The sequence below is a fragment of the Stenotrophomonas sp. 364 genome (assembly GCF_009832905.1).
Lineage (GTDB): Bacteria > Pseudomonadota > Gammaproteobacteria > Xanthomonadales > Xanthomonadaceae > Stenotrophomonas > Stenotrophomonas maltophilia_AP.
The window spans coordinates 1,352,242-1,366,480 of record NZ_CP047135.1; the positions used below are offsets into that span (position 1 = coordinate 1,352,242).

The 14,239-nt window shown below is 67.0% G+C and carries 14 protein-coding genes; 9 read left to right on the forward strand and 5 right to left on the reverse strand.

Going from position 1 to position 14,239, the window contains the following annotated elements; translation table 11 throughout:
- The first annotated feature begins 52 nt into the window (after positions 1–52).
- The 3 genes from GQ674_RS06275 to GQ674_RS06285 all read left to right on the forward strand — a co-directional run bounded on the left by GQ674_RS06275 (position 53) and on the right by GQ674_RS06285 (position 2,560).
- Entirely contained in the window at positions 53–808 is a 756-nt protein-coding gene (locus tag GQ674_RS06275; protein WP_159496387.1) for a sulfurtransferase, read from the forward strand.
- A gap of 152 nt (positions 809–960) precedes the next feature.
- Positions 961–1,947, forward strand: coding sequence for an LLM class flavin-dependent oxidoreductase (locus GQ674_RS06280; protein ID WP_159496388.1), 987 nt, complete (start codon positions 961–963; stop codon positions 1,945–1,947).
- A gap of 103 nt (positions 1,948–2,050) precedes the next feature.
- Complete coding sequence (locus tag GQ674_RS06285) at positions 2,051–2,560, forward strand: pyridoxamine 5'-phosphate oxidase family protein (RefSeq protein ID WP_128096695.1); 510 nt, start codon at positions 2,051–2,053, stop codon at positions 2,558–2,560.
- A gap of 236 nt (positions 2,561–2,796) precedes the next feature.
- Here GQ674_RS06285 and GQ674_RS06290 read toward each other — a convergent pair whose 3' ends face one another.
- Complete coding sequence (locus GQ674_RS06290) at positions 2,797–3,453, reverse strand: exopolysaccharide biosynthesis protein (protein WP_159496389.1); 657 nt, start codon at positions 3,451–3,453, stop codon at positions 2,797–2,799.
- The gene (locus GQ674_RS06295) at positions 3,437–4,747 is read right to left on the reverse strand and encodes a hemolysin family protein (RefSeq protein WP_128096694.1); all 1,311 of its coding nucleotides are present in this window, start codon (positions 4,745–4,747) and stop codon (positions 3,437–3,439) included. The genes GQ674_RS06290 and GQ674_RS06295 overlap by 17 nt, the downstream gene beginning before the upstream one ends.
- A gap of 282 nt (positions 4,748–5,029) precedes the next feature.
- Here GQ674_RS06295 and GQ674_RS06300 point away from each other — a divergent pair, with 282 nt between their 5' ends.
- A complete protein-coding gene (locus GQ674_RS06300; protein ID WP_038689176.1) occupies positions 5,030–5,656 on the forward strand; it encodes a DUF47 family protein in 627 nt (208 codons plus the stop codon).
- A gap of 13 nt (positions 5,657–5,669) precedes the next feature.
- On the forward strand, positions 5,670–6,791 hold the full coding sequence (locus GQ674_RS06305) for an inorganic phosphate transporter (RefSeq protein WP_038689173.1): 1,122 nt from the start codon (positions 5,670–5,672) through the stop codon (positions 6,789–6,791).
- A 119-nt stretch (positions 6,792–6,910) separates the two neighbouring features.
- Here the strand turns inward: GQ674_RS06305 and GQ674_RS06310 are convergent, their stop codons facing one another.
- The 3 genes from GQ674_RS06310 to parE all read right to left on the reverse strand — a co-directional run bounded on the left by GQ674_RS06310 (position 6,911) and on the right by parE (position 9,993).
- Positions 6,911–7,462, reverse strand: a complete 552-nt coding sequence (locus GQ674_RS06310) for a GNAT family protein (RefSeq protein WP_159496390.1) — start codon at positions 7,460–7,462, stop codon at positions 6,911–6,913.
- A 12-nt stretch (positions 7,463–7,474) separates the two neighbouring features.
- Positions 7,475–7,933 (reverse strand): acetyltransferase, encoded by a 459-nt coding sequence (locus GQ674_RS06315; protein WP_159496391.1) that lies wholly within the window; start codon positions 7,931–7,933, stop codon positions 7,475–7,477.
- Between the two features lie 170 nt (positions 7,934–8,103).
- Positions 8,104–9,993, reverse strand: coding sequence for a DNA topoisomerase IV subunit B (parE, locus tag GQ674_RS06320; protein ID WP_159496392.1), 1,890 nt, complete (start codon positions 9,991–9,993; stop codon positions 8,104–8,106).
- A 162-nt stretch (positions 9,994–10,155) separates the two neighbouring features.
- Here parE and GQ674_RS06325 point away from each other — a divergent pair, with 162 nt between their 5' ends.
- The 4 genes from GQ674_RS06325 (at position 10,156) to eno (ending at position 14,235) form a co-directional block, all read left to right on the forward strand.
- Positions 10,156–10,395: a hypothetical protein gene (locus tag GQ674_RS06325; RefSeq protein ID WP_159496393.1), complete on the forward strand. Its 240-nt coding sequence runs from the start codon at positions 10,156–10,158 to the stop codon at positions 10,393–10,395.
- Between the two features lie 378 nt (positions 10,396–10,773).
- Complete coding sequence (locus GQ674_RS06330; protein ID WP_159496394.1) at positions 10,774–12,432, forward strand: CTP synthase; 1,659 nt, start codon at positions 10,774–10,776, stop codon at positions 12,430–12,432.
- A 37-nt stretch (positions 12,433–12,469) separates the two neighbouring features.
- On the forward strand, positions 12,470–12,814 hold the full coding sequence (locus GQ674_RS06335; RefSeq protein ID WP_159496395.1) for a hypothetical protein: 345 nt from the start codon (positions 12,470–12,472) through the stop codon (positions 12,812–12,814).
- Between the two features lie 128 nt (positions 12,815–12,942).
- Positions 12,943–14,235, forward strand: coding sequence for a phosphopyruvate hydratase (gene eno / locus GQ674_RS06340; RefSeq protein ID WP_159496396.1), 1,293 nt, complete (start codon positions 12,943–12,945; stop codon positions 14,233–14,235).
- The last annotated feature ends 4 nt before the right edge of the window (positions 14,236–14,239 follow it).

Genomic DNA, 14,239 nt, shown 5'->3' on the forward strand with positions numbered 1-14,239 from the left:
CCGCGGCGTCCACGGCCCCGGCATCGGGGCGGTCGGCATTTATAATGGGCCGATGATCGCCAATACCGCCGCCTACCATTTCACCCCCATCGCCGACCCCGCCGCGCTGTGCGCCACGCTGCTGGAGCGCGCCACCGCGGGCGGCCTGCGCGGCACCATTCTGGTGGCGGGCGAGGGCATCAACCTGTTCCTGGCCGGCACCGAAACCGGCATTGCCGATTTCTACGCTGCCCTCCACGCCGACCCGCGCTTTGCCGGGCTGCGGGTGAAAACCAGCTACAGCCAGATGCAGCCCTTCGCGCGGCTCAAGGCCAAGGTCAAGCCGGAGATCATCAGCTTCCGCATCGACGACGGCCAGCCGCTCGCGTATCCGCGCGCGCCGTCGGTGGACCCGGCCACGGTGCAGCGCTGGTTGCGCCAGGGCCATGACGATGCCGGCAAGCCGGTGGTGATGCTGGACACCCGCAACACCCAGGAAATCGAGTACGGCACCTTCCAGGATGCGCTGGTGCTGCCGATCACCAAGTTCACCGACCTGCCCGACGCACTGGCGCCGCACCGCGAGGCGCTGCGCGACAGCACCGTGGTCAGCTTCTGCACCGGCGGCATCCGCTGTGAAAAGGCCGCGCTGTGGATGCGCAACGATGGCATGGACAACGTGCTGCAGCTGGACGGCGGCATCCTGGGGTACTTCGAGGCCGTCGGCGGCGAAGGCTACCAGGGCCGGTGCTTCGTGTTCGACGAGCGCGTGGCGCTGGATGCACGGTTGCAGCCGCTGGTGGATCAACCCGGTACTGAAGCCGCCTGAGCGCCGCTCGGCGGGCAGGGCGCGGCGCTACCGGCGGCCGGGTAGCGCCCTCACGAACCCGAACCGCAGGAATCAGCATCCCGCCACCGGCACTGGCGGCGGGCGGTGGCCAGCCCCATCTGGAAGGGATGACTCCTGGACGGAACCCCTCCATGCAACTGTCGATTCTTGATCTGGCCCCCGTCTGCGAGGGCAGTGACACCACCCAGGCCTTCGCCAACATGCTGGACCTGGCCCAGCATGCCGAAGGCTGGGGGTACCACCGCTACTGGCTGGCCGAACACCACAACATGCCCGGTATCGCCAGCGCCGCCACCGCCGTGTTGATCGGCCACGTGGCCGGCGGCACCACGCGTATCCGCGTAGGCGCCGGCGGCATCATGCTGCCCAACCATTCGCCGCTGCAGGTGGCCGAGCAGTTCGGCACGCTGGCCTCGCTCTACCCCGATCGCATCGACCTGGGGCTGGGCCGCGCGCCCGGCACCGACCAGCCCACCGCGCGCGCCCTGCGCCGCTACTTCGACAGCGCCGACCAGTTCCCGCAGGACGTGCGCGAACTGCTGCATTACTTCGAACCGGCCCAGACCGGCCAGGCGGTGCGTGCGGTGCCTGGTGCCGGCATCCCGGTGCCGGTGTGGCTGCTGGGCTCCAGCTTGTTCAGCGCGCGCCTGGCCGCCGCGATGGGCCTGCCGTTCGCGTTCGCGTCGCACTTCGCGCCCGATGCGATGGACGAGGCGCTGGCGGTGTACCGCCGCGAGTTCCGCCGCTCGCAGTACCTGGAGGCACCATACGCGGTGCTGGGCATCAACGTGGTGGCGGCCGAGTCCGAGGCGGAGGCCAAGCGTCTGTTCACGACCCAGCAGCAGAGCTTCGTCAACCTGCGGCGCGGCAAGCCGGGGCTGATTCCGCCGCCGATCGACGACATCGAAGACTTCTGGCAGCCGCATGAGAAGCTGGGCGTTCAGAACGCGCTGGCGTGTGCGGTGGTCGGTGACGTGCGCCAGGTGGGCGAGGGCATGGCCGCGTTCGCGGCGCGCCACAAGCCCGACGAACTGCTGCTCACCGCCAACATCTTCGATCATGGCGCGCGCAAGCGCTCGTTCGGGCTGGCGATGCAGGCGTGGAAGGCCAACGCGTAGGGACAGCGTTGCGAGTGCGCGCGAAGGTTGCGTGACCGCGCGGTTCACGCTGCCGTGGCTGCCGATCGGCTGTGATGGGGGCTCCCGTTTCAGGAGTCACCCCATGGCAGAACACGACCGACAACAGCACATCAAACAACTGGCGGGCATGATCCGCGATGTCGACATCGCCATGTTCACTACCGTCGGTGTCGACGGCCGGCTTTACAGCCGTCCGCTCGGCACGCAGGAAGTCGAGTTCGATGGCGACCTCTGGTTCGCCACCGAAGCCGACAGCCCCAAGGTGGCTGAGATCGCGCTCAACCCGCGCGTCAACGTGTCCTATTCCTCGCCCTCGGGCAACACCTACGTGTCGGTCGCCGGCACCGCGCGCATCGTCGATGACCGCGCGAAGATCGAGGAACTGTGGTCGCCGGCGATGAAGCTGTTCTTCCCCGGTGGCAAGGACGACCCGAACCTGCGCCTGATCCATGTCAGCGCCGAATCGGCCGAGTACTGGGACGGCCCCGGCGGCCTGCTTGGCAGCGCGTTGTATTTCGTATTGTCGGCCGTCACCGATGACCCGGGCGCGTTGTCCGACACCGGTACGGTGGATCTCAAGCCCGGGGCGTGAGTGCCGGGCGATTTCCGGGCAGCCGACCAACGGTCGGCTCTACCCGGAGTTAGCCCTGAGCGTTGGCCGGCGCAGTAGGCGCACCCCGCAACGCAGGTAGGCCCCGACCGTGGGTCGGCGCGCAGCAGGCGCACCCCTAATCACAGGCAGGCCCCAACCGTGGGTCGGCGCGCAGCAGGCGCACCCCGAAACACAGGCAGGCCCCGACCGTTGGTCGGCGCCTGTCGGCGCGCCCCTCAGAACCAGCGCTGGACCTGCTCCACCGTATAGCTCACCAGCTGTCCGGAACTGAAGCCGAAGAACAGCACCGCCGCCAGCGCGCCGATCCAGTTCAACAGCATCAGCATGCCGTCCCGCTCCAGCAACGCCAGCGCGAACAGCAGCAGCTGGAAGCCGAACAGGTAGTTGGTGAACGGGATCGGCAGCGACAGCAGCAGCGCCACCAGGATCAACAGCAGGCCGGTCAGCGCGTGCGCCGGTCGCGGCACCAGCAGGGCGGGCAGGCGCGGCTTCAGCAGCTTGTCCAGCCGCCGCAGGGCGCCGTCGATACGGGCCAGGAAACGGTGCATGGTGCCGCGCTTCGGGCCGCGGTTGGCGATGAACTTCGGCAGCCACGGCCGGCGCAGGCCGAACAGCATCTGGCCGCCGATCAGCAGGATCAGCGGGCCACTCACCGCGCCGCCGACGCCCGGGATCGGAATGAAGGCTGGCAGGATCGCCACGAACAGGAACACACCGAACGCGCTCTGCTGCAGGTCCTGCAGGATGTTGCCCAGCAGCAGCCGCTCCTCCGGGTCGCCGTGGTCGAACATCGCCAGCAACGTGCGGATGCCTTCGTTGCGGTACGCCGGCCGCCCCGCGTCCGGCGGGGTCGGATCAGCCGGTGAGTTCATCGGTCTCTTCTTCGGACAGTGTGCGCAGCAGCAGCTTGTCCACCCGCGCACCGTCCAGGTCGACGATCTCGATGCGCCAGCCGGCCCAGTCGAAATACTCGCCCGCGTGCGGAATGCGCCCGAAGAAGTGGATGCACATGCCGGCCAGCGTGTAGTAATCGCCGTCTTCGGCATCGGGCAGTTCGGCATTGCCCATCAGTTCGCGCAGGTCTTCGATCGACAGCGAACCGTCCACCAGGTAGGAGCCGTCCTCGCGGGTCACCACCAGGGCGTCCTCGTCCACGTTCTCCACCGATTGCAGGCGGCCGACCACCGCGCCCATCAGGTCGCTGATGGTGACCAGGCCCTGGATCTCGCCGTATTCGTCCACTACCAGCGCCATCGACTGCTGTTCCTCGCGGAAGATCTCCAGCAGCTTCATCGCATGGGTGGATTCGGACACATACAGCGGCTCGCGCAGCTGCTGGAACAGCGAATGGTCGTCGCGCACCAGGCGTGTCACCAGGCTCTTCACCTCCAGCACGCCCACGATGTCCTGGTCGTTGTCGCGGTACACCGGGTATCGGGAGAACTCGTTCTCGCGCATCGTGGCGATGTTCTTCTCCGGGTCGGCCACGGTGTCCAGCCAGGCGATCCGGTTGCGTGGGGTCATCAGGCTGTCGGCAGTGCGGTCGCCCAGGCGCATCACCCGGTTCATCATGTCGCGCTCGTGCGCGTCGATGACGCCGGCCTCGTGGCTTTCAGCCACCAGCATGCGGATCTCTTCTTCCGTCACCGATGCGGCCTCGTCCTTGCCCAGGCCCAGCACCCGCAGCACCAGCCGGGTGCTGTGCGACAGCAGCCACACCGCCGGGAAGGCGATCCGGGACAGCCAGCCCATCGGCCAGGCGACCAGCCCAGCGATGTCCTCCGAGCGGGTGATCGCCAGCCGCTTGGGCACCAGTTCGCCGAAGATCAGCGTCAGGAAGGTGATCAGCGCCACGGCCAGTGCCTTGCCTACTTCACTGGCATAGGCAAAGGCGGGGAAAACGCTGTGCAGCCACTCGGCGATGGCCAGGCCGATCGCCTCGCCGCCGAACACACCGGTCAGGATGCCGATCAGGGTGATCCCGATCTGCACCGTGGACAGGAAGCTCTCGGGCTTTTCAGACAATTCCAGCGCGCGTGCGGCGCGCTTGCTGGTGCCGGCCATCTGCTTGAGGCGGCTCTTGCGCGAGGTCATGACCGACATCTCGGACATGGCGAAGAAGCCGTTGAGCAGGATCAGGGCCAGGACAATAATCAGTTCAAACACGGGCGTCGTCCCCGGTTGGTGGCAGGGAGGGCGTGTTCAAGCGATGGCGGCTACCGTAGGGCGCGTGAGCGCGGCGGTGCGGCGGGGGGTAAGGGTCGTCGTCCATAGAGTGCGCCCGAAGGCGCCCGCGCATCTTAACAAAAGGCCGGGGCAGGGAAGCAAACAGAGTCGTTCAGGCAGGCCCTCGGCGGTGTGAAGACGGGGGGGAGTACCCGGAATGGACATCAAACCGTCATAATTCCGCCCGGTGCCGTCCTTCCTCGACGGCGAATAGGTTTCTCAATGTTCTCTCTGCAGACCATTTTCGGCTCCGGCAAACAGTTCTACACCCTGCTGGACGAGGCTGCCCAGGCCGCCCAGGACAGCGCAAAGGCGCTGCACGCCATGCTGCGCGATTCCGACCGCCAGCCGGCGCTGGACGCCTTCAAGCTGGCCCGCCTGCGCGAACGTGCCGCCTCGGACAAGATCAGCCAGGCCCTGGTGGACAGCTTCATGACCCCGATCGAGCGCGAGGACATCGAAGCGCTGGGCTCGGCCCTGTACAAGATTCCCAAGCAGGTCGAGAAGTTCGCCGACCGCTACTCGCTGGCCACCGCCCACCTGGAGCACATCGATTTCGCGCCGCGCGCGGCGATGCTCGAGCAGGCCGCCAGCGTGGTGGTGGAGATGGTCAACGACCTGCGCCACATGAACCTGGACCGGATGACCGCGCTCAACGAGAAGCTGCGCTCGCTGGAGAATGAAGCCGACCGCCTGATGCTCGAGCTGTACCGCGACATCTACTCCGGCCGCCTGGACAACCTGCAGATGTTCCTGCTCAAGGAGTTCTTCGAGATCTTGGAAAAAGCCATCGACCGTTGCCGCGAGGCCGGTGTGGTGGCGTACCAGATCGTGCTGAAGAACAGCTGACGGACGCCACAGCATGCTGACCCTTGTCCTGGTGGTGATCCTGGCCGCGCTCGTCTTCGAGTTCATCAACGGCTTCCACGACACCGCCAACTCCATCGCCACCGTGGTGGCGACCAAAGTGCTCTCGCCCGGTTGGGCGGTGATGCTCGCGGCCTTCATGAACCTCATCGGCGCCCTGACCGGCACCGCCGTGGCGCTGACCATCGCCTCGGGCCTGCTCAACACCAACGTGGTCGACGTGACCCCGCAGGTGATCCTGTGCGCGCTGCTGGGCGGCATCATCTGGAACCTGATCACCTGGTGGAAGGGCCTGCCCTCGTCGTCCTCGCACGCCCTGATCGGCGGCCTGTGCGGCGCGGGCCTGGCCGCGGCCCACAACAACTGGGACGCGTTGATCTGGTCCGAGCGGATCGGCACCTGGGCCCAGAACAAGGGCCTGCTGTGGAAGGTGTTCCTGCCGATGATCACCTCGCCGGTGGCCGGCTTCCTGCTGGGCATCGTGGTGATGCTGCTGCTCTGGGCGATCATCGCCGGCATGGCCAAGGCTGGTGGCTGGCTCGGGCGCCTGGCGCGTCCGCGCATCGTCAATGCGTTCTTCGGCAAGGCCCAGATCGTGTCGGCCGCCTACATGGGCTTTGCCCACGGCCACAACGACGCCCAGAAGACCATGGGCATCATCGCCATGACCCTGATCGGCGCCGAAGCGACCGGTGCGCTGAACGACCTGCCGTCGTGGCTGGCCTTCATGCATCCGCAGGCCAGTGCCGGTGACGGCATCGCCATGTGGATCGTGTTGACCTGCGCGGTGGTGATGGCGGCCGGTACGGCGTCGGGTGGCTGGAAGATCATCAAGACCCTCGGGCACAAGATGGTCAAGCTGCACCCGATCCACGGCTTCGCCGCCGAGACCAGTTCGGCCACGATCCTGACCCTGGCGGCGCATTTCGGCATGCCGGTGTCGACCACGCACAGCATCTCCACGGCGATCATGGGCGTGGGCTACGCCAAGAACCCGCGTTCGCTGCGCTTCGGCGTGATCGAGCGCATCGTCTGGGCCTGGATCCTCACGATCCCGGCGGCAGGCGGCTGCGCGTACCTGATCCTGCGCCTGTTCGAGCTGTTCGGCTGGGCGTAAGCCCCCCGTAGAGACGGGCTCTGCCCGGCTGCCAAGCTGCCCGGCTGCCACGAAAAACCCGCCGAAAGGCGGGTTTTTTAATAGGACGCAGGCAGGGTCGCGCCCGCGCAGCGCAGGGGTCAGGCGCTACGGTCCCGTGCCAGCAACCCGTACAACGCCGAGTCGGACAGCTCTCCGCCCACGCACCAGCGCTCGCGCAGCAGTCCTTCGCGCTGGAACCCGATCCGCTCCAGCACGCGGGCCGAGGGCACGTTGCGCGGGTCGATCTCGGCTTCCAGCCGGCGCAGGCCACGGTCGTCCAGCAGGTGGTCGATGAAGCACTGCAGCGCTTCGCGCATGTAGCCCTTGCCCTGTGCATCCGGCGCCAGGTGGTAGCCGATCTCGGCGCGGCGTGACTCGGCATCGATCGCAAACACCACGCAAATGCCGAGCAAAGGCGCGTCGGCGTGCTCGCGGATGCCCAGCTTGAGCTGGGTGCCGGCCCGCATCGCGGCCAGGTCGTCCAGGATCTGCGCGTAGGCCTGCTTGATGTCGGTCCAGGCGGGGTGGTTCCAGTAGCGCATCACCGCCGGATCGGACTGGATGGCGAACAGGGCGGCGCCGTCGCTGGCGCGGATCGGGCTCAGTACCAGGCGCGCGCTTTTGAGCTGCAGGGTCGGGTCGAAATACATGGGAACACTCGATCAGGAAGAGGGGCGCGCCGCGTCGGGCAGCGCCATGTGCAGCAAGGGATATGGCTGACCCTGGCCATCCAGCGGCGAGCGCCCGGTGACGACGAAGCCCTGATGCTGGTAGAAGCCGACCGCCTGCGGGTTCTGTTCGTTGACGTCCAGTGCGGTGGCACCGAGCGTCTGGATGGCATGGTGCAGCAGGTGTTTGCCGATGCCGCCGCCGCGCCGCTGCGGGTGGATGAACAGCATTTCGATGCGGCCGTCGGCGACCCCGACAAAGCCGTCGATCGCGCCGTGCGCATCGCAAGACACCCACAGGTCCACCGCCGCCAGGTAGACCTCGCGGATCAGCGGTCGCAGCGTCTGGATGGCGTGTTCGGGCAGGAAGTCGTGCGTGGCCCGCACCGACGCTTCCCATACGTCGGTGATGGCGTCGTAGTCGGCGGGCAGGGCGGTGCGGATACCGGTCATCGGCGGGTCTTCAGGTGAACGTGGTTCGATTATCGCCCTTTCCCGGACCCGTTCGCGGCCGGCGATGTCTTCCATACCCACCCGCGATGGGTACCTGCGTCACTCGGAGCACAACAAGAAAAGCCCGCCGGTAGGCGGGCTTTTCCATCAGGCTGCGGCGGGCGGCGCGATCAGACTTCCAGCGAGGCCAGGTCGCCCTTGTTCTCCAGCCACTGCTTTCGGTCGCCCGCGCGCTTCTTGGCCAGCAGCATGTCCATCAGCGAATGCGTCTGTTCGCCATCGTCGATGGTCAGCTGCACCAGGCGGCGCGTGTCGGGGTGGATGGTCGACTCGCGCAGCTGCGGCGGATTCATCTCGCCCAGGCCCTTGAAGCGGGTCACGCTGACCGTGCCCTTGATCTTCTCGCGCTCGATCTTGTCCAGCATCGTGCGCTTCTCTTCTTCATCCAGCGCGTAGAACACCTGCTTGCCCACGTCGATACGGAACAGTGGCGGCATTGCCACGAACACGTGGCCGGCATCGACCAACGCCGGGAAGTGCTTCAGGAACAGGGCGGTCAGCAGCGTGGCGATGTGCAGGCCGTCGGAGTCGGCGTCGGCCAGGATCACCACCTTGCCGTAGCGCAGCCCGCTGATGTCGTCCTTGCCCGGGTCGCAGCCGATCGCGATGGCCAGGTTGTGCACTTCTTCGGAGGCCAGCACGCTACCCGAGGACACTTCCCAGGTGTTCAGGATCTTGCCGCGCAGCGGCATGATCGCCTGGAAGTCCTTGTCGCGCGCCTGCTTGGCACTGCCGCCGGCCGAGTCGCCTTCCACCAGGAACAGCTCGGTACGCGACAGGTCCTGGCTGATGCAGTCGGCCAGCTTGCCGGGCAGGGCAGGGCCCTGGGTGACCTTCTTGCGGGTCACCAGCTTTTCGGTCTTCAGGCGCGCACTGGCGCGCTCGATGGCCAGCTGGGCGATCTTCTCGCCCATGTCCACGTTCTGGTTCAGCAGCAGGCTGAAGGCGTCGTGCGCGGCACCCTCGACGAACCCGGCGGCCTGGCGCGAGGAAAGTCGCTCCTTGGTCTGGCCGCTGAACTGCGGGTCGGTCATCTTCAACGACAGCACGAACGACACCCGGTCCCACACGTCTTCCGGGGCCAGCTTGACCCCGCGCGGCAGCAGGTTGCGGAAGTCGCAGAACTCGCGCAGCGCCTCGGTCAGGCCGGTGCGCAGGCCATTGGCATGGGTGCCGTGCTGGGCGGTCGGAATCAGGTTGACGTAGCTTTCCTGGACCAGCTCGCCTTCCGGAATCCAGGCCAGGGCCCAGTCCACGATCTCGTTTTCCTTCTTCAGGTGGCCCACGAACAGGTCCGCCGGCAGCATCTCGCGCTCGCCCAGCTCGGCCTTGAGGTAATCGCTCAGGCCATCTTCGTAGTACCAGGTGTCCTGCTCGTCGGTGGCTTCATCGCGCAGCTTCACGGTCAGGCCGGGGCACAGCACCGCCTTGGCGCGCAGCAGGTGGCGCAGGGCGCGCAGGTTGTACTTGGGCGTATCGAAGTACTTCGGGTCGGCCCAGAAGCGCACGCGGGTGCCGGTGTTCTTCTTGCCGACGCTGCCGACCACTTCCAGCGGGGTGGCGCGGTCGCCATTGCGGAAGGTGATGCGGTGCTCGCTGCCATCGCGCTTGATGTGCACCTCGACCAGGGTCGACAGCGCATTGACCACGCTGACGCCCACGCCATGCAGGCCGCCGGAGAAGGTGTAGTTCTTGTTGTTGAACTTGCCGCCCGCATGCAGGCGGGTCAGGATCAGTTCGACGCCGGGGATCTTTTCCTCGGGGTGGATGTCCACCGGCATGCCGCGACCGTCATCGCTGACCTCGCAGCTGCCGTCCTTGTACAGGGTGACCTCGACCGTACGGGCATGCCCGGCCAGGGCCTCATCGACGGCGTTGTCGATGACTTCCTGCGCCAGGTGGTTCGGGCGCGCGGTGTCGGTGTACATGCCGGGGCGGCGCTTGACCGGGTCCAGGCCGGACAGGACTTCAATATCGGCGGCGTTATAACGGGCGTTCATCTGTTTTCATATAGCGCAAAGCGACGGCGAAGTTTGCGGTCTGGACGGTTTTTTTGCACGCCGCACGTTCAGGGGGCGGCCGACCAGGGTTGGATACACTGTGCGTGGTGGAAACCGTACCCCGGCGACCCCATCCCAAGCCGATACCGCGAGGAGTGACCCATGAAGAAGTTGCTGACCATCGTTGCCATTGCCGCCGCCGTCGTGGCCGTGCCGCTGGCCATGGCCCAGAACGCCGGACAGGGCCAGCCCACGCCGCAGCAGGGCGAACAGGCCGACAAGGCCCAGTCCGAGGCGGACGCCAAGGCCAAGCGCCGGGCCCAGGCCTCGGCCGAGATGAAGGCCAGGGGCGCGCAGGCCCCGCAGAAGGAAGAAGAGGAAGAGGCCAAAAAGAAGCGCTGAGCCTTCTTCTGCTGCCATGGGCGCCCCGGCCTTGCCGGGGCGCCTTTTTTGTGGGGACCGCAATCCAGTGCTTGGGCTTGCGGCCTTCAATCTGTAAACTAGCGCTTTCCGGGAGCAGTGCGTGTCATCCATCAGCGAATGGACTGGCCTGATCGTGCGCGATCGCCAGCAGGGTAGGCAGGAGGTGACGGTCCCAACGGCGACCGGCACGGCCACCCCGACCTCGCCGACTGGTCCCCGCGCTGCTTCCCCGATCCCGTCCCCGGCGCGTGTGTCCACCGCCCCCGCCGACCGGATCCGCCCCCCTTTCCCCTTCACGTCGTCCGCCGCCCTGCGCGCCGGCGCCGTCTTCCCCTTCCTGACAGGACACCCCCAGCCATGACTCCCTTGATCTTCGTAACCGGCGGCGTAGTGTCCTCGCTCGGCAAAGGCATTGCCGCCGCGTCACTCGCCTCCATCCTTGAAGCCCGTGGCCTCAGCGTCACGATGATGAAGCTCGACCCGTACATCAACGTCGACCCGGGCACCATGAGCCCGTTCCAGCACGGCGAGGTCTACGTCACCGACGACGGCGCCGAGACCGACCTGGATCTGGGCCATTACGAGCGCTTCGTGCGTACCCGCCTGAGCCGCAAGAATTCGGTCACCACCGGCCGCATCTACGAGAACGTGATCCGCAAGGAGCGCCGCGGCGACTACCTGGGCGCCACCGTGCAGGTCATCCCGCACATCACCGACGAGATCCGCCGCTGCATGGACGAGGCCACCGAAGGCTTCGACGTGGCCCTGGTCGAGATCGGCGGCACCGTGGGCGATATCGAGTCGCTGCCGTTCCTGGAGGCAATCCGCCAGGTGCGCACCGAGCGTGGCCCGGAGAAGGCGCTGTTCATGCACCTGACCCTGGTGCCGTACATCGCCGCCGCCGGCGAGCTGAAGACCAAGCCGACCCAGCACTCGGTCAAGGAACTGCGCTCGATCGGCATCCAGCCGGACGTGCTGCTGTGCCGGTCCGAGCAGGTGGTGCCGGATTCGGAACGCCGCAAGATCGCCCAGTTCACCAACGTTTCCGAGCGCGCGGTGATCAGCGTGCCCGACGTGGACGTGCTGTACCGCATCCCGATGGGCCTGCACGCCCAGGGCCTGGATGACATCGTCATCAACCAGTTCAAGCTCGGTGACAAGGCCGGCCCGGCCGACCTGCACGAGTGGGAAGCGGCGGTGGACGCCACCCTGCACCCGCTGGACCAGGTCACCATCGCGGTGGTCGGCAAGTACGTCGACCACCAGGACGCCTACAAGTCGGTCGGTGAAGCGCTCAAGCACGGCGGCCTGCGCCAGCGCACCAAGGTCAACCTGAAGTGGCTGGAAGCCCAGGACCTGGAAGGTAGCGACATGGGCGCGCTGAAGGACGTCGACGGCATCCTGGTGCCCGGCGGCTTCGGCGACCGTGGCTTCGAAGGCAAGGTGCTGACCTCGCAGTTCGCCCGCGAGCAGCAGGTGCCGTACTTCGGCATCTGCTACGGCATGCAGGCGGCCGTGGTCGATTTCGCCCGCCACGTGGCCGGCCTGGAAGGGGCCAACAGCACCGAGAACGACCGCCAGTCGCCGAACCCGGTGATCGGCCTGATCACCGAATGGCGCACCGCCACCGGCGATGTGGAAAAGCGTGACGACAAGAGCGACCTTGGCGGCACCATGCGCCTGGGCCTGCAGGAGCAGCGCCTGAAGCCGGGCACGCTGGCCCGCGAGCTGTACGGCAAGGACGTGGTGTCCGAGCGCCACCGCCACCGCTACGAGTTCAACAACCGCTACCGCACCCAGCTGGAAGATGCGGGCCTGGTGATCGCCGGCAAGTCGATGGACGACACCCTGGTGGAAGTGGTGGAGCTGTCGCGCGACCAGCATCCGTGGTTCCTGGCGTGCCAGGCCCACCCGGAGTTCCTGTCCACCCCGCGCGATGGCCACCCGCTGTTCATCGGTTTCATACGCGCCGCGCGTGAGCGCAAGGCCGGTACCAAGCTGGACGCAGGCGCCTGATCGCGCCGTGCACCGGTCGCCCTGCCGGGCGGCCGGCATGAGCCGGGACCCGAAGGCGGTGCAGGACGTGCGCCGCCGCTGGCGCACCTGGCCCTGGGGCTGGGCCGCGCTGCTGATGTCGATCGGCGCCTGGGCCTGCGCCTTCATGCTGGTGGTGCTGGTGATGAGCAGCATGGGCATGCCCGGCGATGGCAGCCACGCCCTGCAGGCCACCGCCCCGTACCTGTATTTCACCCTGGCGCTGGGCGTCGGCCTGCTGCTGGGCGGCGGGGTCGCCAGCGTTCTGGCCCTGCGCCTGCGCCGGCAACCGGCCGGGGGCGTGTGTGCGCTGATGTTGATGGCGCTGCTGCTGGTAGCGCTGCTGGTACCGGCGCTGTTCTAGGCCGTTGCCGCCGCTGCCTGCCCGCACGCCGATTTGGCAAGCGGCAGGTGGATGGCGATAATCACGCGGCAGCTTTTTCAGCGCTCCTTTTTTGGCGTTTCCCCTTCCTGACTGGTAACCGGCCCACCATGACCACGATCCGCAGCATCCACGCCCGTGAAATCCTCGACAGCCGTGGCAACCCCACGCTGGAAGCCGATGTCATCCTCGAGGACGGTTCGTTCGGCCGCGCCGCGGTTCCGTCGGGCGCCTCGACCGGCAGCAAGGAAGCAGTGGAGCTGCGTGACGGCGACAAGACCCGTTACCTGGGCAAGGGCGTGCGCAACGCCGTGGCCAACGTCAACACCACCATCGCCAACGCGCTGAAGGGCTATGACGCCGCCGACCAGGAAGGCCTGGACCGTCGCCTGATCGACCTCGACGGCACCGAGAACAAGGGCCGCCTGGGCGCCAACGCGCTGCTGGCTGTGTCCATGGCCACCGCGCACGCCGCCGCCGCTGCCAACAAGCAGGCGCTGTGGCAGTACCTGGCCGGCAAGACCGGCGTGACTCCGTCGCTGCCGGTGCCGATGATGAACATCATCAACGGCGGCGCGCATGCCGACAACAACGTCGACTTCCAGGAATTCATGGTGCTGCCCGTCGGCTTCACCTCGTTCTCCGAGGCGCTGCGCGCCGGTACCGAAATCTTCCATTCGCTCAAGTCCGTGCTCAAGGGCCATGGCCTGAGCACCGCCGTGGGCGACGAAGGCGGCTTCGCGCCGGACTTCCGCAGCAACGTCGAAGCGCTGGACACCATCCTGGAAGCGATCGGCAAGGCCGGCTACACCGCCGGTGAAGACGTGATGCTGGGCCTGGACGTGGCGTCCACCGAGTTCTACGAAAACGGCAAGTACAACCTGGTGGGCGAGAACAAGCGCCTGACCTCCGAGCAGTTCGTCGACTTCCTGGCCGACTGGGCCGCGCAGTACCCGATCATCACCATCGAAGACGGCCTGGCCGAGAACGACTGGGCGGGCTGGAAGCTGCTTACCGACCGCATCGGCGGCAAGGTGCAGCTGGTCGGCGACGACCTGTTCGTGACCAACCCGAAGATCTTCAAGGAAGGCATCGCCTCGGGCACCGCCAACGCCATCCTGATCAAGGTCAACCAGATCGGGACCCTGACCGAGACCCTGGAAGCGATCGCCATGGCCGACGCCGCCAACTACGCGGCCGTCGTGTCGCACCGTTCGGGCGAAACCGAAGACACCACCATCGCCGACATCGCCGTGGCCACCACCGCCACCCAGATCAAGACCGGCTCGCTGTGCCGCAGCGACCGCGTGGCCAAGTACAACCAGCTGCTGCGCATCGAAGAAGCGCTGGGTGCCGGTGCGCGCTACGCCGGCCGTGATGCGTTCGTGTCGCTGAAGCGCTGATCCC